The organism is Bradyrhizobium sp. JHI2711, from assembly GCF_056156565.1.
The window spans coordinates 733694-755182 of the sequence record NZ_JBPZPT010000001.1; the positions used below are offsets into that span (position 1 = coordinate 733694).

General features: G+C 65.1%; 11 protein-coding genes. 1 reads left to right on the forward strand and 10 read right to left on the reverse strand.

Translation table 11 applies throughout. The features are described 5' to 3' along the window. Positions 1 to 34 precede the first annotated feature (34 nt). Genes ACTEK7_RS03490 through ACTEK7_RS03505 form a run of 4 tightly spaced genes read right to left on the reverse strand, consistent with a single transcriptional unit; the run spans position 35 to position 9200 of the window. Positions 35 to 3136, reverse strand: coding sequence for an efflux RND transporter permease subunit (locus tag ACTEK7_RS03490; RefSeq protein WP_225147934.1), 3102 nt, complete (start codon positions 3134 to 3136; stop codon positions 35 to 37). Then, the gene (locus ACTEK7_RS03495; RefSeq protein ID WP_225147933.1) at positions 3136 to 6285 is read right to left on the reverse strand and encodes an efflux RND transporter permease subunit; all 3150 of its coding nucleotides are present in this window, start codon (positions 6283 to 6285) and stop codon (positions 3136 to 3138) included. The genes ACTEK7_RS03490 and ACTEK7_RS03495 overlap by 1 nt, the downstream gene beginning before the upstream one ends. A 37-nt stretch (positions 6286 to 6322) precedes the next feature. Beyond that, positions 6323 to 7726 carry an efflux RND transporter periplasmic adaptor subunit gene (locus ACTEK7_RS03500; protein ID WP_035999538.1) on the reverse strand — a complete coding sequence of 468 codons (1404 nt, stop codon included), beginning with the start codon at positions 7724 to 7726 and terminating at the stop codon, positions 6323 to 6325. After that, positions 7716 to 9200 (reverse strand): efflux transporter outer membrane subunit, encoded by a 1485-nt coding sequence (locus tag ACTEK7_RS03505; RefSeq protein WP_225136749.1) that lies wholly within the window; start codon positions 9198 to 9200, stop codon positions 7716 to 7718. Before ACTEK7_RS03505 ends, ACTEK7_RS03500 begins: the two co-directional genes overlap by 11 nt. A gap of 639 nt (positions 9201 to 9839) precedes the next feature. Here ACTEK7_RS03505 and ACTEK7_RS03510 point away from each other — a divergent pair. Beyond that, positions 9840 to 10874: a cysteine synthase A gene (locus ACTEK7_RS03510; protein ID WP_035999544.1), complete on the forward strand. Its 1035-nt coding sequence runs from the start codon at positions 9840 to 9842 to the stop codon at positions 10872 to 10874. Between the two features lie 61 nt (positions 10875 to 10935). Here ACTEK7_RS03510 and ACTEK7_RS03515 read toward each other — a convergent pair whose 3' ends face one another. The 6 genes from ACTEK7_RS03515 to ACTEK7_RS03540 form a co-directional block, all read right to left on the reverse strand. Then, on the reverse strand, positions 10936 to 13173 hold the full coding sequence (locus tag ACTEK7_RS03515) for an O-linked N-acetylglucosamine transferase, SPINDLY family protein (protein WP_225147932.1): 2238 nt from the start codon (positions 13171 to 13173) through the stop codon (positions 10936 to 10938). 118 nt (positions 13174 to 13291) lie between these two features. Then, a complete protein-coding gene (locus ACTEK7_RS03520; protein WP_225147931.1) occupies positions 13292 to 15562 on the reverse strand; it encodes an O-linked N-acetylglucosamine transferase, SPINDLY family protein in 2271 nt (756 codons plus the stop codon). Between the two features lie 112 nt (positions 15563 to 15674). Further along, complete coding sequence (locus ACTEK7_RS03525) at positions 15675 to 17906, reverse strand: O-linked N-acetylglucosamine transferase, SPINDLY family protein (RefSeq protein ID WP_225147930.1); 2232 nt, start codon at positions 17904 to 17906, stop codon at positions 15675 to 15677. Between the two features lie 92 nt (positions 17907 to 17998). Further along, a complete protein-coding gene (locus tag ACTEK7_RS03530) occupies positions 17999 to 18736 on the reverse strand; it encodes an amino acid ABC transporter ATP-binding protein (RefSeq protein WP_035999552.1) in 738 nt (245 codons plus the stop codon). Between the two features lie 11 nt (positions 18737 to 18747). Beyond that, a complete protein-coding gene (locus tag ACTEK7_RS03535; RefSeq protein ID WP_225147929.1) occupies positions 18748 to 20268 on the reverse strand; it encodes an amino acid ABC transporter permease in 1521 nt (506 codons plus the stop codon). Beyond that, positions 20265 to 21470, reverse strand: coding sequence for an amino acid ABC transporter permease (locus ACTEK7_RS03540; protein ID WP_036027974.1), 1206 nt, complete (start codon positions 21468 to 21470; stop codon positions 20265 to 20267). The genes ACTEK7_RS03535 and ACTEK7_RS03540 overlap by 4 nt, the downstream gene beginning before the upstream one ends. Positions 21471 to 21489: the final 19 nt, after the last annotated feature.

Here is a 21489-nt window from a genome sequence, read left to right on the forward strand (position 1 = left end):
GGCCGCTATACGCTTGGAGCGGCTGCTCAACAACCTATTCCGCCGGTGCAGCCAGCGGACGCGGTTCGGAGCGACGACGCAGGCGGTCGATCAGGAGGTAGATTACGGGCGTCGTGTACAGCGTCAGGATCTGCGAGGCGAACAGGCCGCCGATGATGGTGATGCCGAGTGGGCGGCGCAGCTCCGTGCCGGGGCCGGTCGCGATCACCAGCGGAATGCCGGCAAACAGCGCCGCCATGGTCGTCATCAGGATCGGGCGGAAGCGCGCCTGGCAGGCCTCGAAGATCGCCTCCGCCGAGGACAGGCCGCGCTGGCGCTCGGCATCGAGCGCGAAGTCCACCATCATGATGCCGTTCTTCTTGACGATGCCGATCAAGAGGATGATGCCGACGAAGGCGATCACCGTCAGCGGCGTGTTGGTGAGCTGCAAGGCCAGCAGCGCACCTAAGCCGGCCGAGGGCAGCGTCGAGATGATCGTGAGCGGATGGGCGAGGCTCTCGTAGAGCACCCCGAGCACGATATACATCGCGACCAGAGCGCCGAGGATCAGGAGCGGCTGGCGACCGCTGGTCCTGGCGAAATCGCCGGCATTGCCGTCGAAGCTGCCGCGAATGCCTTCGGGCATGTGCAACTCGTCGACCGCGCGCTGGATGTTCTGGGTCGCCGCCTGAAGCGGCACGTCCGGCATCAGGTTGAAGGACACCGTGGTCGATGGGAACGACTGCGAATGATAGACGGCGAGCGCAGCGAGCCCGCGCGTCGCGCGCACCACGGCCGACAGCGGCACCTGCGCATCTCCCGCGCCGGCGACGTAGATGCGATCGAGATTGGAGGGGTCGACCTGGAACTTCGGGTCGATCTCCAGCACGGTCATGTACTGGTTCCGCTGGGTGTAGATGATCGAGATCTGCCGCTGTGCGAAAGCGTTGTTCAGCGCGTTGTCGATGTCCTGGACCCTGACGCCGAGCGCGGACGCCTTCTGGCGATCGATGGCGAGCGTCAGTTGCAGCCCGCCGGGATCGCGATCGCTGGAGATGTCGGTGATGCCCTCCACGCTCTCCAGGCGCTTGGCCACGATCGGCGCCCATTTCTGCAACAGGCCGAGATCGGTGCTGGTGAGCGTATATTGGTAGTCGGAATCGCTCTGACGCCCGCCGGCCCGCACGTCCTGGGCAGCGAACATGAAGAGGCGGATGCCGGGCACGGGATATAGTGCGCGCCTGAGCCGTTCGATCACGACCTCAGTCGACACGTGGCCACGTTCCTCCGGCGGCTTCAGGCTGATGAACATGGTGCCGCGGTTCGAAGTCGCCGGCCCCGGGCCCCCGCTGCCGACCGTCGAGCCGATGCCGGCCACGGCGGGATCCTTCATCACGATCTCGGCGAGCCGCTGCTGCAGGCCGAGCATCGACTGGAACGAGGTGTCAGCCGAGGCGCGCGTCGCGCCGATGATGAAGCCGGAATCGTCCGTGGGAAAGTAGCCTTTGGGGACCTTGATGTAGAGCGTCACCGTGAGCGCGATGGTGGCGAAGAACACCAGCAGCGTCAGCAGCGGGAATTCCAGCACGGTGCGCAGGGTGCGGGCGTAGAACACGATGGTGCGCGACAGCGCGCCTTCGATGATGCGGTCGAACAGCGTTGCCGTGCCGGAGGTGGCCTGCCGGATGTAATGGGCGCAGATCATCGGCGTGACCGTCAGCGACACCAGCGTCGAGACCAGGATGGCGAAGGTCAGCGTCAGCGAAAATTCGCGCAGGAGCCGACCGACGACGCCGTCCATGAAGATCAGCGGCGTGAAGGCCGCGATCAGCGACAGGCTGATCGAGACCACGGTGAAGCCGATCTGCTTGGCGCCCTCCTGCGCCGCGCGGAACGGCCGCATGCCTTGCTCGAGGTTGCGGAACATGTTCTCGATCATGACGATGGCGTCGTCGACGACGAAGCCGACGGAGATGGCGAGCGCCATCAGCGACAGGTTGTCGATGGAGAAGCCCGCGACCCACATGCCGGCGCAAGTCCCGGCGAGTGCCAGCGGCACCGAGATGCCGGCCGCGATGGTCGGCGTCAGCCGCCGCAGGAACACGAACACGACGACCATCACCAGGACGGACGTTGCCAGCAGCGTCCATTGCATGTCCAGCACGCTGGCGCGGATCGTGCCGGTCCGATCGACCAGGGTGGAGATCTCGACACCGGCCGGGATCCACTGCTTCAGCTCGGGGATCAGCGCCTTGACCCGGTCGACGGTGTCGATGACGTTGGCATCGCCCTGCTTGGTGATCTGGATCAGAACCGCCGGTTGCCTGTTGAACCAGGCGATCGAGCGGACGTTGCGGACGGAATCCTCGATGTCGGCGACGTCCGACAGCCGCACGAAATTATTGCCCGAGCTCTTGATGACGATGTCGCGGAATTCCTTCGCCGTGCGCATCTGCTTGTTCAGCGACAGCGTCTCGCTCTGGCGCTCGCCTTCGAAGATGCCGACGGGGCCGAGCGCGTTGGCGGCGATGATCGCGGTTCGCACGTCGTCAGTGGCGATTCCAGCATTGGACAGCGCAACCGGGTTGAGCTGCACGCGCACGGCCGGCTGGTCGGCGCCGGAGATCGACACGTTGCCGACGCCCGGCACCTGCGAGATGCGTTGCGCCAACACGCTATCCGCGACGTCGTAGATCGCCGACGGAGAGATCGTCTTGGAGGTCAACGCCAGCACGAAGATGGGTGCGCCGGCCGTGTTTGCCTTGCGGAAACGCGGCAGCGTCGGCAAGTCGCTCGGCAGGTCGACCATCGCGGCGTTGATGGCCGCCTGCACGTCGCGCGCGGCCTTGTCGATGTTGCGGCCGATGTCGAACTGAAGCTGGATGCTGGTCGTGCCGAGGCTCGAGGTCGAGGTGATCTGGTTGATGCCGGCGATCTCTCCCAACCGCCGCTCAAGTGGCGACGCCACCGTCGCCGCCATCACGGACGGATCGGCGCCGGGCCGGCTGGCGGAGACGAAGATGGCGGGAAAGTCGACGTTCGGGACCGAGGCGACCGGCAGGAACCGATAGGCGACGACACCCAGCAGGAACAGCCCGATCGACAGCAGCGTGGTCGCGACCGGGCGGCGGATGAACGGCTCCGAGATCGATGCCATCACTGCATCCCCTCGGTCGCGCCGGCGACCGGCGGGCCGCCGGATCCAGCCGGCGGCAGCGCCTGCTCGAGGCGACGGTTGATACGATCGAGCGCCAGATAGATCACGGGCGTCGTGTAAAGTGTCAGGAGCTGGCTGAGCAGCAGGCCGCCGATGATGGAGATGCCGAGCGGAAAGCGCAGCTCGGCGCCGGTGCCGCTTTCGATCGCGAGCGGCAGCGCCCCGAACAGCGCCGCCAACGTCGTCATCATGATCGGACGGAAGCGCAACAGACAGGCCTGCACGATGGCTTCACTGGGCGACATGCCCCGCCCGCGCTCGGCCTCGAGCGCAAAGTCGATCATCATGATCGCGTTCTTCTTGACGATACCCATCAAGAGGATGATGCCAATCAGGCCGATCACCGAGAGGTCCTGTCCGCACAGCATCAGCGCCAGGATGGCGCCGACGCCGGCCGAGGGCAGCGTCGACAGGATCGTGATCGGATGGATATAGCTCTCGTAGAGCACCCCTAACACGATGTAGATCGTGATGACGGCGGCGAGCAGCAGCCAGGGCTGGCCGGCGAGTGCCTTGGCGAATTCGGCGGCGTCGCCGGCATAGACGCCGACGATACTGCCCGGCATGCCGATGCGGGTCTCGATCACCTTTACGGCTTCGACGGCATCGCCGAGCGCCGCGCCCGGCGCCAGGTTGAAGCTGAGCGACACCGACGGGAATTGCGCCTGATGCGAGATCGCGAGCGGCGCCGTGGTCCGCTTCAGCGTCGCCACGGCTGACAGCGGCACCTGGGCATTGGGCGCGCCCGCGGTGGCGCTCGCGGCACCCGGCAGATAGAGCTTTGACAGGATGGAGGGATCGCGCTGATACATCGGCAGCGCCTCCAGCACCACCCGGTACTGGTTGGCCTGACCGTAGATGGTCGAGATCTGCCGCTGCGCGAAGGCGTCGTTCAGCGTGTCGGTGATTGCTTGCAGGCTCACGCCGAGCTGGCCGGCGCGCGTGCGGTCGACATCGAGCTGCGCCCGCAGGCCGCCCTCCTGCGCCTCGGAGGAGACGTCCCGGAACAAGGGATCGCGCCGCATCTCCGCAACCAGCTTGCGCGCCCATTCCGAGACCAGCGTCGCATCGGTGCCGGTCAGCGTGTACTGGTATTGCGAGCGGCTCGACTGGGTCGAGATCTGCACGTCCTGCACCGGCTGGAAATAGACGGTCATGCCGGGGATGCCGGAGACCCGCTCCTTCAACCGGGTCACGACCACGCTGACATCGTCGCGGCGCTCGCCGCGCGGCCGCAAGCTCATGACGAGGCGGCCGACATTGGTGGTCGGGTTGACGGAGCCCGCACCGATCACCGAGACCACGCCGACCACATCAGGGTCGGCCCTGATGGCCTCGGCCGCCTCGGCCTGCCGCCTCTTCATCTCCGCAAACGACACGTCGGGCCCCGCCTCCGTCACCGCCGTGATCGACGCGGTGTCCTGCAGCGGCAGGAAGCCCTTGGGCGCGACGACATAGAGCACCAGGGTCGCGATCAGCGTAACGAAGGTCACGACCAGCGTGGCGCGCTGGCGCTCCAGCACCCACAACAGCGATCCGTGATAGGCGTCGACCGTGCGGTCGATGAAGCGGCTGATCGCGGCCAGTCCCGGCACGGCCAGCTCCTCGTGCGCGTGCTTGAGCAGCCGCGAGCACATCATCGGCGTCAGCGTCAGCGAGACCACCGCCGACGTCACGACCGCAATCGTCAAGGTCAGCGCGAATTCGCGGAACATGCGCCCGACCAGGCCCGACATGAACAGGAGCGGGATGAAGACCGCAATCAGCGACACCGTCAGCGAGATCACGGTGAAGCCGATCTCGCTGGCGCCCTTGCGCGAGGCTTCCATCGCGCCGTCGCCATTCTCCATGTGGCGCACGATGTTCTCGATCATCACGATGGCATCGTCGACAACGAATCCGGTGCCAATCGTGAGCGCCATCAGCGACAGATTGTCGAGACTGAAGCCGGCAAAATACATGATGCCGAAGCTTGTGATCAGCGACAGCGGCAGCGCGACGCCGGCGATCACGGTCGCGCGCAACGAACGCAGGAACAGCAGCACCACCAGCGTCACCAGCACGACGGCAAGGACCAGCGTGAATTGTACGTCGCGCGCCGAGGCGCGGATGGTGACGGTGCGATCGGAGACGATGGTGAGATTCACGCCGGCCGGGATCGCGCGCTGCAGTTTCGGGATCTCGGCGCGGATCTGGCTGACGACGTCGATGACGTTGGCGCCGGGCTGGCGCTGGATGTCGAGGATGACCGCCGGCGTGCCCTGGTACCAGCCGCCGGTGCGGTCGTTCTCGAGGCCGTCGACGATCTGGGCGACGTCGGCAATGGTCACCGGCGAGCCGTTGCGATAGGCGATGATGACGGGCTTGTAGGCTTCAGCCGCCGCGATCTGGTCGTTGGCGGCGATGATGTAGGATTGCTGCGCGCCGTCGAGCGAGCCTTTCGGCCCCGAGACATTGGCATTGGCGATCGCGGTGCGCAGATCTTCCATCGCGATGCCGTAGGCTGCAAGGCGGGCCAGATCGGCCTGGATGCGCACGGCCGGCTTCAACCCGCCCAGCACGGACACGCGCCCGACGCCGGAGATCTGGCTCAAACGTTGCGCCAGAATGGTGTCGGCGATGTCGCTCATCACCCGCAGCGAGATCGTGTCCGAGCGCAGCGCCAGCGTCATCACCGGCGCATCCGCCGGGTTCACCTTGGCGTAGGTCGGCGGGTAAGGCAGCGTCCTCGGCAGCACGCCCGCGGCGGCATTGATCGCGGCCTGCACGTCCTGCGTCGCCCCGTCGATGTCGCGGTTGAGCTCGAACTGCAGCGAGATCTGGCTGACGCCGAACGAGCTCGTCGAGTTCATCGCCGAGAGCGACGGGATCTGCCCGAGCTGCCGCTCCAGCGGCGCGGTGATCAGCGAGGCGATCACGTCCGGACTCGCGCCCGGCAGCTGCGTCGTCACCTGCACGGTCGGGAAATCGACCTGCGGCAGCGCCGAGACCGGGAGTGCGAAATAGCCGAGCAGCCCGCCGATCAGAAGCGCGATGCCGAGCAGCGAGGTCGCGATCGGCCGGCGGATGAAGGGTTCGGAGACACCCATGGGTTATGCCTGCCGCTTCAAGCGGCTGTTGTCGGGATCATGGCTGCTTGGCTCCACTTTCCGATGCCCCCGGCCCCGGCGCCGGTCCCGTCTGCCCCTTCTGGTCGCCTTCACTGCTCTTGCGCTTGGCGCGCAACTCGCCGTCCTTGGCTTGGCCGTCCTTCTGCCCGTCCTTCTGGCCTTCGTTAGCACCATCCTTCTTCTGGGCGTCCGGTGCGCGCGAGCGCTTGCGTGGGGCAAGATCGGCCGACGGAGTCTGGTCATCGCGGCCGACGATCACCTTGGAGCCGTCGGACAGATTTGCGAAGCCCGTGGTGACCACCCTCTCGCTCGCCGACAGGCCGCTCGCGATCACGGCGTCATGCTCGTTCTGCTGGGTCACCGTCACGGGCTTGGCCGAGACGATGTTGTCCGCGCCGATGACGTAGCTGAAAGTGCCGATCGGGCCGCGCTGCACCGCCGAGGTCGGCACCACCAGCGCCTGCGTCAAGGTCTCGACCTTGAGGCGGACATTGACGAACTGGCCCGGCCAGAGCTGGTAATTGGCATTGGGGAATTCGGCCTTGAGCTTGAGCGTGCCGGTGGTCTGGTCGACCTGGTTGTCGATGCCGGTGAGCTTGCCAGTATCGATCACCGTGATGCCGTCATTGCCGAACACGTCGACCGCGAGCGGCCCCTTCGCTGCCGCCGCGTTGACGCGCATGATCTGCTGTTGCGGCAGGCTGAACCACACCGCGATCGGCTGCAATTGCGTGATCACCACGAGGCCCGTGGTGTCGGAGGCATGGATGATGTTGCCCTGGTCGACCAGGCGCAGGCCAACGCGGCCCGAGATCGGCGCCACGATCTTGGTGTAGCTCAGCGTCGCCGCCGCGTTGTCGATCGCAGCCTGGTCGGCCTTGACCAGCGCCTCGGTCTGCGCGACCAACGCACGCTGGGTGTCGGCCTGCTGCTTGGAGCCGGCGTTGGAGGCCGCGAGCTGCTCGTAGCGCGCCAGGTCGATGCGTTGGTTGGCGAGCTGGGCCTGATCCTGCGCCTTCTTGGCAACCGCCTGGTCGTACTGAGCCTGATAGATCGCCGGATCGATTTCGCCGAGCACGTCGCCCTTCTTGACGTCCTGGCCTTCCGTGAAGTTGACCGCGATCAGCTTGCCGTCGACCTGCGAGCGCACGGTTACGGTGTTGAGCGCGCGGATCGCGCCGACGCCGTCGAGATAAACCGGCACGTCCTGGATGCGCGGGCTCGCCGCCAGCACCGGCACCGGTAGATCGGGGCGCTGATTGCGGTTGTTCGCCTGCTGCTGCTGCATTGCAATCCAGCCGACGTAACCAAGGCCGCCAAGGATCGCGAGCGTGATCAGGGTCATGACGAAGCTGCGGCCGCGCGATCGCTTCGCTGTCCCCTCTCGCGCGCCTTGCTTGGTGTCCGGCTTAAAGAGCATTGACCGGTTTCTCCATTCGCGGCTCCCAGCCGCCGCCGAGCGCCTGGTACAGGCTGACGATGGCCAGAAGCCGTGCGAGTTGGGCCTGCCACAACGCGTCTTCCGCCTGGAACAGGGTCAGCTGGGTGTTGAGCACGGTCACGATGTCGGCGGTGCCGGCGCGCAATTGCTGCTCGGAGAGATCGAAGGCGCGACGCGAGGCGGCGACGACGTCGCGCTGCAATTGCAGCCTGATCGTGGTCTGCTTGATCGAGAACAGCGCGTTGTCGACGTCAGCAAAGGCCTGGATGATGGTCTTGCGATAGGTTTGCAGCAGCTCGTCCTGCCGCGCCTTGGCCAACTCGAAATTGCCGAGGATCCTGCCGCCGTCGAAGATCGGCTGTGTCGCGCTGCCGACGAGCTGGAAGAAGGCCGCATGCGGCTGGAACAGCGAGACCAGCGCCGAGCTCTGGTAGCCGCCATTGCCGGTGAGCTGGATGGTCGGAAAGAATTGTGCCCGGGCATTGCCGATGTTGGCGGTGGCCGAGGCGAGCTGCGCCTCCTGTCGGCGGATGTCCGGCCGCTGCGTCAGCAACTCCGACGGCAGGCCGGGCGTCACGCGCGGGATCGCGATCCGGTCCAGAGAGCCGCCGTGCACGCGCACGCTCTCCGGCGGCCGCGACACCAGCACGGCGAGCGCGTTGACGTTCTGGTCCAGCGTCTGGCGCAACGGCGGCACCAGCGCCTTCTGGTTCGCCAGCACGCTCTCCTGCTGGGCGACGTCGAGATCGGTGCCGGTGCCGGCCCTGCGGCGCTCCCTCACCGCATCGAGGATGCGCTGCGCGCTCGCGATGTTGCGCTGTGAGGTCCTGATGCGGTCCTGCGAGGCCAGCACCTGGAAATAGGCGTTGGCGACGGCGGCGAGCGTGGTCAGCGCGACCGTGTCGCGATCGAAACGGTTGGCGTTCGCCGTCTCCTCTGCCGATTGCAGCGCGTCGCGGTTCTGGCCCCAGAAATCGAGCTGATAGCTCGCGCTCAGCGAGGCCGAATAATTGACGACCTCGCGTCCGCCGATGGACAGTCCCGAAGCGCTCGAGCCCGATGTGCGCGAATAGGTTTCGGATCCGCCTGTCGAGACACTCGGCAGCAGCGCCGCGCCGGCCTGTCGCGCCTGCGCGTCGGCCTGGACAATGCGCGCCACGGCTGCGGCAATGTCGAGATTGACGGTCTGCGCCTCCTCCATCAGCTGCGCCAGCTCCGCAGAGCGGAAGCCGCGCCACCAATCCAGCGACGGCGGTGCGTCGCCCTTGCCGGCATATTTGTAATGTGTGGGAACGTCGAGCGCGGGATCGGGAAGATCCTGGGTCAGCACGCACGCCCCCGAGCCGGCGGCGAGGCAGAGGACCGCAATCCATCGCGCCGCGCGCAGCGCTCCGAATGCAGAACCGAGAGACCGCCGCGCGGCGACCACTGGAACTTGCTGTGTCACATCCACCCCCCGCCGGGCAGATCAAGCCGCCGCAACGCTGCCGGATTAACCGATTCGCGGCGGGATGGTCGGGAGGCTTTAGACGACGCGCTCACAGTAATGGTGCTTTCTGCGGAACCTGAGCTTCATACTAGCCGGGCGCGGAACGGCGGGACAGTGCCGCAATTGCGAGATGCCCGTGCCAACGAGGCGGGAGCGAACTGACAAGAATGCGAAAAGCGCCTGTGTCGCAGAGACTTTCTTCATGGCGAAACATTGGGAAACGTAAGCAAGCTTACCAAGATTTCATGTGATATCGCGGCCACACCCGTTGCTGCAGGGTTCGCTTCGCCTCTCCCGCTGCGGCGGCTGAGGTTCTTACCACCGAGGGACAACCGCATTTCTAGACAATCCCCCGCGAACAGGACACGCGCCCTGTCGCGACCCGTTTCGCCCGTGGCAAGAATTGGTCGCAACAACGTTGATCGGGAGCGCAATCGTTTCGTGCACGGGCCGGGGTTGGGCCATTTCCTACTGCAGGCATATCACTGTTTCCGCGGGCGTTTCGGTCGGGTTCGCCGCAGCGCAAAAGCCTTCCCCTTTGGCCTCCCAAGCACTAGGTTCGGGCCAAAGCCGATCAACCCCTTGGTAGTGATTTTCCCCGACATGACCATTCGCAACGACGTTGTCGAAGCCATCGGCAACACCCCCCTGATCAAGCTCAAGCAGGCTTCGGAATTGACCGGCTGCACTATCCTGGGCAAGGCCGAGTTCATGAATCCCGGTCAGTCGGTGAAGGACCGCGCCGGGAAATGGATGATCCTGGAGGCCGAGAAGCGCGGCGAGCTGAAGCCCGGCGGGCTGGTGGTGGAAGCGACCGCCGGCAATACCGGCATCGGCCTTGCCGTGGTTGCGAGCGCGCGCGGCTACCGCACCCTGATCGTGATCCCGGAGACGCAGAGCCAGGAGAAGAAGGATTTCCTGAAGCTTTGCGGTGCCGAGCTGATCGAGGTGCCGGCCCTTCCCTACGCCAACCCCAACAACTACCAGCATGTTGGCCGGCGGCTCGCCGACGAGCTGCGCAAGACCGAGCCCAATGGCGTGCTGTTCGCCGACCAATGGAACAACCTGGACAACGCCAAGGCGCATTACGAATCCACGGGGCCTGAGATCTGGGAGCAGACCGGCGGCAAGGTCGACGGCTTCGTCTGCTCGGTCGGCAGCGGCGGCACGCTCGCCGGCGTCAGCCGCTATCTGAAGGAGAAGAACAAGAACATCCGCATCGCCTGCGCCGATCCGCACGGTGCCGGCATGTACGAATATTTCAGGACCGGCGATCCCAAGGCGACGCCGGGCGGCTCGATCACGGAGGGCATCGGCCTCAACCGCGCCACCGCGATCGTCGAGACTGCCAAGGTCGACGATGCCTATCTCATTCCCGACACCGACGCCGTCAGTGCGATCTACGAACTGCTCCAGCATGAAGGTCTGTGCCTCGGCGGCTCGACGGGCATCAATGTCGTCGGCGCGATGCGGCTTGCGAAGCAGCTCGGGCCCGGCAAGACGATCGTCACCGTGCTGTGCGATTCCGGCAGCCGCTATCTGTCGAAGCTGTTCAATGCCGACTTCATGCGCGCCAAGAACCTGCCGGTGCCGGAATGGCTGGAGAAGCGCAGCAACATCAAGCCGCCCTTCGTCTGATCGTCACGCGCATCCTCGGGCCGAAGGCGCAGATCCACAAAATCTGCGCGGTTCGGCCGGCTTAAGCGACCTCCCCGCTTTCCGAGGCCGCGGCACAATAGTCGCGCCAGAACTTGCGGTAACCCTCCTCGACCCTGCGCGTGTAGGTTTCGACATTACCCGCGGCCGAAGCCGCGATCCGGGCCGGCAATTCCGCGCGCAGCCTTGCCAGATGCGCGGGCTGGGCAGCGAATTTGCACGCGATAGCGGCGTAGCCCTCGTCGTCCTCGGCCACCCAGTCGTCAAGACCGACGGCGGCCGCGATGGAGCCGCCGGCGCGCGAGGATGCGCCGTGGCCGAGCTTGGCGACGACCGGAACGCCCGCATAGAGGGATTCCCAGGTGCTGACGCCGCCGTTCTGCGGAAACGGATCGAGCGAAATATCGACCAGCGCGAAGGCTCGCAGATGATCGGCGCGCTCGGACGAGCCGAGGCAGGTGATCCTCTCCTCGGCAATCCCGTGGGCGACAAAGCGCGCGAGAAGGCCGTCGCGCACTAGGGGATCGTCGAGCAGCGTATGCTTGATGATGATCTTCGATCCGGCCACCTCCCGCATCACGTTCGACCACACGCGAATGGCCTCGTCCGAGATCTTGTTGACGCGGTTGAACACGCCGAAGGTGACGTAGCCGTTGCGGAGCATGGGAAGCTCCGAAGGCGGCACATCGAGGATGGGATCGATCGTGATCAGGCACGGCAGGTCATAGACCTTTTCGGCCAGCAGATGCCGCGCCGATTGCGGAATGAAGACCGGGTCCGCGAGCACGTAGTCCATCGTCCGAAGGCCCGTACCGGTCGCGTGCCCGAAGCCCGTGACCTGGATGGGAGCCGGCTTGCGGGCGAAGACCTGAAGCCTGTTGCCCGACGAGTGCCCGGACACGTCGATCAGGATATCGACCTTGTCGGCCTTGATACGATCGGCCAGTTCTTCGTCGAACATCTGCCAGGCATCGACCCAGCCGTCTGCCGCCGACTTGAATTCGGCTGTGATCGCATCTCGTGTCGGCGAACACGAATAGCAGACGACCTCGAAGCTGGCGTGATCGTGATGGCGCAGCACCGGCAGCAAGCCGAACGCCGCCGAATGATACCAGAATTCGGCGGAAACATAGCCGATCACGATCCGCCTGGCGGGATCGAGCTGCCGGGGGGCGAGCTTCCTCTGCGGCACGCGGGCACCGATCGCTTCGCCCCAGGACCGTCGCGTCGCCTGCTGGATCGTGAAATCGGCGTCGGGGAGAAAGTCCAGATAGTAGATCTTCCGCGCCATCAAGTCTGGATCCGGCGAGATCGCCAACGCGGCGTCGAGATGTTCGATTGCGGACGCGATTTCTCCCTGATTTGCAAAACAGGAGCTCAGCAACGCCAATGCGATCGTGGAACGTGGATTCTGCTCGAGCAAGGTCGTGCAGGCCAGGATCGCCTGTGCGGTGTTTCCCAGGCTGAGCGAGACCTCCGCCTTGCCCCGCAAGGCCATCTCGAACCGGGGTGAAAGCGCAAGTGCCGCATCGAAGTCCGCGGCCGCCTGTTCCAGCCGCGACAGGGACGAATTGAGGCGTCCGCGCTGCGCCAAGATCTTCGCTGAATCGGGCTTGATCGCGAACGCCGCTGCGAGCGCAGCCTCCGCCTCATCGTAGCGCTTGAGCTCGATGCTGACCACGCCTTTGCCGATGAGCGATTCGACGTGGCGCGGCTGAAACAACAACGCGCGGTCAAAGCTCTCCCTGGCGCGGTCAAACCGGAACAGCGCCAGCTCCGCCACGCCACGATTGCAAAGCGCGTCGGCGTAGTCGGGCTTCAGCTTGATGGCGCGCTCGTAGACCTCGATGGCCTGTTCGGGCAGGTTCATCTGGAGCAGGATGTTGCCGAGGCCGGCCAGGGCGGGGGTAAAACTCGGCTTCAGCGCGATCGCTTTCTCCTGACAGGCGCGCGCCGCTTCCAATTTCTGAAGCACGAAGTAGACGGCCGCGAGATTGCTCTGAGCCTCGTGCGAGCGCGGATCGATCGCAATCGCGCGCTCGAGCAGCTGTTGCGCTTCGTCGAGGCGCCCGCCCTGCTGCACGCTGAGGCCGAGCACGTGCGTCGCGTCGAAATGATCCGGAACGGCTTGCAAGATCTGGCGGCAGAGCGCCTCGCTCTCCGCATATCTGCCTTGACCATAGGCGCTCGCCGCGGCGGAGATGACGGCGTCGGCCTGCTTCTTCAATTTCTTCTGCAATCGCGCATTCTGGAATGCGCGCGCGCCGACGCTGCTCTGCAAGGTGTCTCTCCGGAAGATGGCCCAAGGCCGAGTCTAACTGATTCGCGCACCGACCCGGCCGGGCTGCCGGACCAGAAATCCGTCCGGGATATCCCGGGGGTCGCCTGCAGGATGCGGCTCAGGAGCCGCCAGGTGCGTCCGCCCCGCTGACCGCAGCGTCGCCGTGCTCGGCGGCAGCGGCACAATAGTCGCGCCAGAACTTTCGGTAGCCCGCCTCGAGCTCACGCGTGTAGATCTCGACATTGCCGGCGGGCGAGGCTGCGATCTGGGCCGGTAAGCCCGCGCGCAACTTTGCCAGATATTCGGGCTGCGAGGCGAACTTGCGGGCGATCTCGACATAACCGTCGTCATCCTCCGCGACCCAGTCGCCGAGGCCGACGGCCGCCACGATGGAGGCGCCAGCACGCGAGGAGGCTCCAATGCCGAGCTTGGCCACGACCGGAACGCCCTTGTAGAGGGATTCCCAGGTGCTGATGCCGCCGTTCTGCGGGAACGTGTCGAGGGAAATATCGATCTTGTCGAAGGCCATCAGATGGTCGTCACGCGAGGTGGTGCCGAGGCAAGTGATGTCCTCCTCCGCAATACCCTGTGCGATGAAGCGTGCGACCAGGCTATCGCGCAGCAGGGCATCGTCGAGCAAACCATGCTTGAGGATGATCTTCGATCCCGGCACTTCCCGCATGATGCGCGACCACACGCGGATCGCATCATCCGAGATCTTGTAGATGCGGTTGAACACACCAAAGGTGACGTAGCCGTTGCGGAGCATCGGCAGCTCGGAGGGCTTTAGATTGGTGACCGGCTCCATCGTGATCAGGCACGGCAGATCGTGGATCTTCTCGGGAAACAGATGCCGGGCCGATGGCGGAATGAAAATGGGATCGGCGAGCACGTAATCCATGGTCGGCATGCCCGTGCCCGTCGCGTGTCCGAAGCCGGTGGCCTGGATCGGAGCCGGCTTCCGCGCGAAGCATTGCAGCCTGTTGCCGGTCGTGTGGCCGGAAACGTCGATCAGAATGTCGACATTGTCGGCCTGAATACGATCGGCGAGCTCGTCGTCCGACATCTGCCAAGCGTCGACCCAGACATCCGCCAGCGCCTTGAACTTGGCGGTGTACTCGTCCGCCCCCGGCCAGGCGTAATAGCAGACGATCTTGAACTTGGCGTGATCATGATGGCGCAACACGGGCAGCAAGGTGAGTCCCGCCGAGTGTTGTCGGAATTCGGCCGCGACATATCCGACCACAATCTGCTTGTCCGGATCCAGCGGCCGCTTCGGCAGCGTCCTTTGCGGAATCCTCGAGCCGATTGCATCCCACCAGGACTTTCGCACCGCCTGCTGGACCGCGAAATCCGCCTCCGCAAGGTAGTCCAGCAAGAAGATCTTGCCTCTGATCGCGTCTCCATAGTCCGGTCGGAGCGCCAGCGCGCGATCGAGATATTCAATCGCGGATTCCATATCTCCCTGGTTCGAATAAGCGAAGCCCAGAAGCGCTAACCCCATCTCCGAGCGAGGATTTCGCTCGATCAAGGTCGTTGCGGCCGCCATCGCCTGCGCGGTCCTTCCCATGACGAGGCAGACCTGCGCCTTGCCCCGAAGGGCCAGCTCGAGCTTGGGCGAAACCGCAAGCGCCGCATCGAAATCCGCCAGCGCCTCCTGCAGGTGCTGCAGCTCGTAACTGAGCCGTCCGCGCTGGGCCAGAATTCGTGGCGCGCCTGGCTTGATTGCGAGGGCCTGAGCGAACTTGGCTGCGGCCTCCTCGTGGTGCCGCAGCTCCATGCTGACCATGCCGCTGCCGACGATGGCCTCGGCGTGACGCGGCTGAAACAGGAGGGCGCGATCGAAGCTCGCCTTGGCACGCATGATCTGCCCAAGCACGATCTCGACCATGCCGCGATTGCAGAGCGCATCGGCATAATCCGGTTTAATCTTGATGGCGCGCTCGTGCATCTCGAGCGCCTGTTCGTACAGCCCCATATGCATCAGCGTGTTGCCGAGATTGGTCAATGCGACGGCGAAACTCGGCTTGAGCGCGATCGCCCTCTCCTGGCAGCGCCGCGCCTCCTCGTAATTGCCGAGGTCGAAATGCACGGTCGCGAGGTTGTTGTGGGCATCGTGCAGGCGCGGATCGAGCGCGATCACGCGCTCGAGCAGCTCCCTCGCCTCTTCCAGGCGCCGACCGTCATGGGCGCACATGCCGAGCAGGTGCATGGCATCGACATGATCCGGAAGGGCTTTCAGGATCTCGCGGCACAGCGCCTCGGTCTCGGCATATCGGCCCTGGCCATAGGCGTTCGCCGCAGCGGCAATGACGGCGTCGGCCTGCTTCATCAACTTCTTCTGCAATCGCGCATTCTGGAACGCGCGCGCGCCGCCGCTCTTCTGCAAGGTGTATCTCCGGAGGATGCCCTCAGCAGAGTCTAACTGATTCGCGAGCTTGGCCTGCCGGTCACCGGAGTCCTATCGCCTCCGGGATTTCCCGGGGCCCAGCGCAATCGTCCTACGCCACCTCCGAGGCGGCGGCGCAATAATCGCGCCAGAACCGGCGATAGGCCCCTTCGACCTCGCGCGTGTAAAATTCGACGTCGCCGGCCGGCGAGGCTGCGATCCGAGCCGGCAGATCCGCCCGCAGCTTTGCCAGGTAGGCCGGCTGCGCCGCGTAGTTGCACGCGATCGCGGCATAGCCCGCGTCATCCTCGGCGACCCAGTCCTCCAGGCCGACGGCGGCAACGATGGAGCCGCCGGCGCGCGACGAAGCGCCGCTGCCGAGCTTGGCGACCACGGGAACGCCGGCATAGAGGGACTCCCAGGTGCTGATGCCGCCGTTCTGCGGGAAGGTGTCGAGGGAAATGTCGACCATCGCGAAGGCCCGCAGATGCTCGGGACGCGAGGTCGAGCCCATGCAGATGACGTTCTCTTCGGCGATGCCCTGTGCCGCGAACCGCGCGACCAGTCGATCGCGCAGCAATGGATCGTCAAGCAGCCCGTTCTTGACGATGATCTTCGATCCCCTCTCCGCATGCATCACGTTCGACCACACCCGGATGGCCTCGTCTGAAATCTTGAAGATGCGGTTGAACACCCCGAAAGTGACGTAGCCGTTGCGGAGCATGGGTGGCTCTGAAGGCGGAATGTCCAGGATCGGATCGATTGTGATCAGGCACGGCAGGTCATGGACCTTCTCGGCCAGGAGATGACGCGCCGATTGCGGGATGAAGATCGGGTCCGCGAGCACGTAGTCCATGGTTTGAAGGCCCGTCCCCGTGGCGTGCCCGAAGCCCGTCACCTGGATCGGCGCCGGCTTGCGGGCGAAGACATGAAGCCTGCTGCCGGTCGTGTGCCCGGAGACATCGATCAGAATATCGATGCCATCGGCCTGGATGCGGTCGGCCAGCTCGTCATCGGACAATTGTGCGGCATCGACGAAGACATCCGCGAGAGGCTTGAAGCTCTCCGTCATCTCGTCCTGCACCGGCCAGCAGGAATAGCAGACGACCTTGAACTGGGCGTGATCATGATGGCGCAGCACCGGCAACAGAGAGTATGCCGCCGAGTGGTTCCTGAATTCGGATGCGACGTATCCGATCACGATCCGCCGGTCAGGATCGAGTGGCCGCGGCGCCAGCGTCCTTTGCTGCAGCTTCGCGCCGATCGCGTCCCACCAGTATTTCCGCGCGGCCTGCTGGGCGGCGAAATCGGCCTCCGGCAGGTAGTCCAGCACGAAGATCTTGTATCCGATCGCCTCCGGAAAATCCGGCGCGATCTCGAGCGCGGCGTCGAGGTGCGCGAGCGCGGTCGCGATGTCTCCCTGGTTCACATGGCACGCCGCCAAAAGCGCCAACCCCATCTCGGATTGCGGATTGACCTCGAGCAGCGTCTTGACGCCTGCCATCGCCCGCGCCGTGTTGCCCGCGAGAATGTCGATCTGCGCCCGCCAGCACAGCGCGAGCTCGAGCCGTGGCGATTGCGCCAGCGCCGCGTCGAGGTCCGCGGCCGCCTGCTCCAGCCGGGCTAAACTCAAATTGAGCCTTCCACGCTGCAACAGAATCCGCGGCGAACCCGGCTTGATCGCGAGCGCGGCGTCGAAGGCGGCACCCGCCTGCGCGAAGTGTCGGAGCTCGAGGCTGACCATCCCCCTGCCCGCGATCGCCTCGGCGTGAGATGGCTGAAATGTCAGGGCACGGTCGAAGCTCGCTTTGGCGCGCTCGAACTGGCCCGTCATCAATTCCGCCATGCCGCGGTTGCAAAACGCATCGGCATAATCCGGCTTCAGCCTGATCGCCCGCTCGTGCAGCCCGATCGCCTCGTTGCCGAGGCCGATGTGCAGCAACGTATTGCCGAGATTGGTCAGGGTGATCGGACAATTCGGCTTGAGCGCGATGGCCTTCTCCTGGCAGGCGCGGGCGCCAGCGAATTTCTCCAGCGCGAAATAGACGGCGCCGAGATTGCCGCGCGCATCGGGCGAACGCGGCTCGAGCGCAATCGCACGCTCGAGCAGGAATTCCGCCTCATCGAGCCGCCCGCCGTCGAACGCGCGCAGGCCGAGCAGATGCGTGGCATGAAAATGATCCGGCACCTCCTTCAAGATCTCGCGGCAGAGCATCTCGGCCTCATCGGGCCTGCCCTGCCCGAGTGCCTCGATCGCGAAGGCCATGACGGCGTCCGCCTGCTTCTTCAGCTTCTTTTCCAGTCGCGCATTCTGGTATGCGCGCACGCCAGCACTGCTCTGCAAGGTCTCTCTCCGGAGATGGTCCGAAAAGAGGCAAGCCGATTCGGATGGTGCCAGGCTTGCGGTCAGACCGGCGAGGCCACGGGTCGCCGGACTCAGCGCAGAATCTGGCTCAGGAACAGCTTGGTGCGGGCGTGCTGCGGGGCGGCGAAGAACTCGTTCGGAGTGTTGGCCTCGATGATCTGCCCGGCGTCCATGAACACGACGCGGTTGGCGACCTCGCGGGCAAAGCCCATCTCGTGAGTGACGACCAGCATGGTCATGCCTTCCTCGGCGAGGTCGACCATGGTGTCGAGCACCTCCTTGACCATCTCGGGGTCGAGCGCCGAGGTCGGCTCGTCGAACAGCATCACCTTCGGGTTCATGGTCAGGGCCCGGGCGATCGCGACACGCTGCTGCTGGCCGCCGGACATCTGACCCGGAAACTTGTTGGCCTGGTGCGGGATCTTGACGCGTTCGAGGAACTTCATCGCCGTCACCTCGGCGTCCTTCTTGGGGATGTTGCGGACCCAGATCGGCGCCAGCGTGCAATTGTCGAGCACGGTCAGATGCGGGAACAGGTTGAAGCTTTGAAACACCATGCCGACTTCACGGCGGACCGCGTCGACGTGCTTGAGGTTCGGCCCGAGCTCGATGCCGTCGACGACGATCTCGCCTTCCTGGAATTCCTCCAGCGCATTGATGCAGCGGATCAGCGTGGACTTGCCCGAGCCCGAGGGGCCGCAGATCACGATGCGTTCGCCCTTCTGCACCGCGAGATCGACGTCACGCAGGACGTGGAATTCGCCGTACCATTTGTTCAGGCCGGAAATCTTGACGATGGGCTCGGACATGGTGGCCTCGATCAGTTGCGGCGGTGGGCGTTGAGGCGGTGCTCGACGAACAAGGAATATCGCGACATGCCAAAGCAGAACAGGAAGTAGATGATCCCAGCGAAGGCGAAGCCGGTGAACGCCGTCGACGGCGTCGACCATTTCGGATCCGCGAACGAGGCGCGCAGCGAGCCGAGCAGATCGAACAGCGCCACGATCGAGACCAGCGAGGTGTCCTTGAACAGCGAGATGAAGCTGTTGACGAGGTTCGGAATGACGTGCCGCAGCCCCTGCGGCAGCACGATCAGCGAGGTCGTCTTCCACCAGGACAGTCCGAGGGCGGCGGCCGCCTCGCTCTGCCCGCGCGGGATGGCCGCGAGCCCGCCGCGGACGTTCTCGGCCTGATAGGCGCCGGTGAACAGCGCGATGCCGATCAGCGCACGCACCAAGCCGTCGACGGTGAAATTGCCGGGAAGGAACAGCGGCAGCATGTAGGTTGCGAAGAACAGCACGGTGATCAGCGGCACGCCGCGCCAGAACTCGATGAAGGCGATCGAGAAGATCCGGATCAAGGGAATCGTCGAGCGGCGGCCGAGCGCGAGCGCGATGCCGATCGGCAGCGAGGTGACGATGCCGGTGACGGACACCACCAGCGTCACCAGGAGGCCACCCCACAGATTCGTCGTTACGATCGGCAATCCGCCGTGATCGAGATCCATCAGCCTGATGACGATGGCGATGCCAATGAAGGTGGCGATGCTCGACGCCAGAGCCCGCCCGCCGGTGCGAACGCCACCGCCGAGAACGAAGGCGATCAGGCAGACGATCGCGGCCGTGACGCCGAAATCCGCCCAGACGGGCTGGCCCGTGCCCTGGAGATAATCGCGCAGCCAGGTGAGCGGAAAGATCAGCCAATGGATCAGCGTACCGAGCAGCACGATGAGGCTCCCGAGCGCCCACAGCAGCGGACCGACCGCAGAGGTCCTGCTCGATGTGATCAGCGCTTGTCCGGCACCGACGATGCTCTCGTCGAACAATTGCAGCAGGCCGGCCGTCCAGCTCAGCCCGAAGCCCTTGATGCCGCCGCCGTGCAGCAGGAAGAACGCCACCACCGGAAAAGCGACGAAGAACAAGCCGGCATTCAGGCTCTTGGCCGGCAGCCGCGGAATGAGCAGCGGCAACAGCAGGACCACTGCAAGCAACAGCGTCAAGTTCACCCGCCAACGCTCGGCCTCGGGATAGAAGCCGTAGATCAGTTGCGGGAGCTTCGCCTGGATGTAGGGCCAGCAGGCGCCGACCGCAAAGCCGGCGTTCTCGGCGAGGCACGCGGTGCGGTCCTTACCGCTCCAGACCGCATCGACCAACAGGAACTTGACGGAGGGAACGATGGTGAACCAGAGCAGCAAGGCGCCGACGATCGTCAGCAGGATGTTGGTCGGCGAGTTGAACAGGCGCGTGCGCATCAGGCCGATGAAGCCCGTGGTCTTCACCGGCGCGGGACGCTCGGCGAGCAGGTCCTGGCGGACGAAGCTGGACGAGATGACATCGCTCATGCGCCGAGGCTCCGGCTGACACGCCACCCGTAGACGCTCATGATCGCGCTGGTCAGGAGCGAGATCAGGAGATAGACGCCCATCGTCATGGCGATGATCTCGATCGCCTGCCCGGTCTGGCTCAGCGACGTGCCGGCAAACACCGACACCAGGTCAGGATAGCCGATCGCGACCGCCAGCGACGAGTTCTTGGTGAGATTGAGGTACTGGTTGGTTAGCGGCGGCACGATGACGCGCATGGCCTGCGGCACGACGATGAGGCGGAGCGTGGCGCCGCGGCTGAGGCCGAGCGAAGATCCCGCCTCCATCTGCCCCTTGTGAACGGACAGGATGCCAGCGCGCACGATCTCGGCGATGAAGGCGGCGGTATAGGTCGCCAGCGCCACCGTCAGCGCCACGAATTCCGGGATGATGCGTGAGCCGCCGGCGAAGTTGAACCCCCTCAGCTGCGGCAGCTCGAAGGTGAAAGGCAGACCGAAGACCAGCATCGTGGCCAGCGGAAGCCCGAACAGCAGGGCCAGCACGGAAGGCCAGATGCGGATCACCTGCCCGCGCTGAAACAGCGCTCGCCTTGCGTAGACGCGCAGCGCCAGTGAGGCGACGATGCCGAGCGCCAGCACCGCCAGGAACGGCGCGAGACCGCTCTGACCGATCGGGCTGGGAATGACGAGGCCTCGATTGCTGATGAAGGCAATGCCGAACAGGGAAATGCTCTGCCGCGGATTTGGCAGGGCCGCGAGCACCGCCAGGTACCAGAACAGGATCTGGAACAGCAGTGGCAGGTTGCGGATGACCTCGACATAGATCTCGCCGACCCGCGACAGCAGCCAATTGGGCGACAGCCGGCACAGCGCGACGATGAAGCCGATCACCGTGGCGAAGACAATGCCCACCACGGAGACCACGAGCGTATTCAACAGTCCGACCACGAACACGCGCAGGAACGTGTCCGAGCCGGTATAGGAGATCAGGGTCTGGTTGACGTCGAAGCCGGCATTGTTCCTGAGGAAGCCGAAGCCGGCGGCGATGTGCTGGTTCTCGAGATTGGCCCGCGCGTTGGAGACGATCTCGTAGCCGATCCAGCCCAGGATCGCCGCGAAGGCAAACTGGACGGCAACGCCGTTCCAGCCTGCCTTGCCGCCCAGAATGCGCCGGATCTTCAGCGCGATCTGGGGCGGCGGTTTTCGAGCCTCGGTGCTCATGCCGCTGCCGGCCGATCAG

Excerpts from the sequence above, each read along its gene's own strand:
- ACTEK7_RS03490 (WP_225147934.1), bottom strand. The coding sequence starts at position 3,136 with ATGGCATCGATCTCGGAGCCGTTCATCCGCCGCCCGGTCGCGACCACG.
- ACTEK7_RS03495 (WP_225147933.1), bottom strand. The coding sequence starts at position 6,285 with ATGGGTGTCTCCGAACCCTTCATCCGCCGGCCGATCGCGACCTCGCTG.
- ACTEK7_RS03500 (WP_035999538.1), bottom strand. The coding sequence starts at position 7,726 with ATGCTCTTTAAGCCGGACACCAAGCAAGGCGCGCGAGAGGGGACAGCG.
- ACTEK7_RS03510 (WP_035999544.1), top strand. The coding sequence starts at position 9,840 with ATGACCATTCGCAACGACGTTGTCGAAGCCATCGGCAACACCCCCCTG.
- ACTEK7_RS03530 (WP_035999552.1), bottom strand. The coding sequence starts at position 18,736 with ATGTCCGAGCCCATCGTCAAGATTTCCGGCCTGAACAAATGGTACGGC.
- ACTEK7_RS03535 (WP_225147929.1), bottom strand. The coding sequence starts at position 20,268 with ATGAGCGATGTCATCTCGTCCAGCTTCGTCCGCCAGGACCTGCTCGCC.
- ACTEK7_RS03540 (WP_036027974.1), bottom strand. The coding sequence starts at position 21,470 with ATGAGCACCGAGGCTCGAAAACCGCCGCCCCAGATCGCGCTGAAGATC.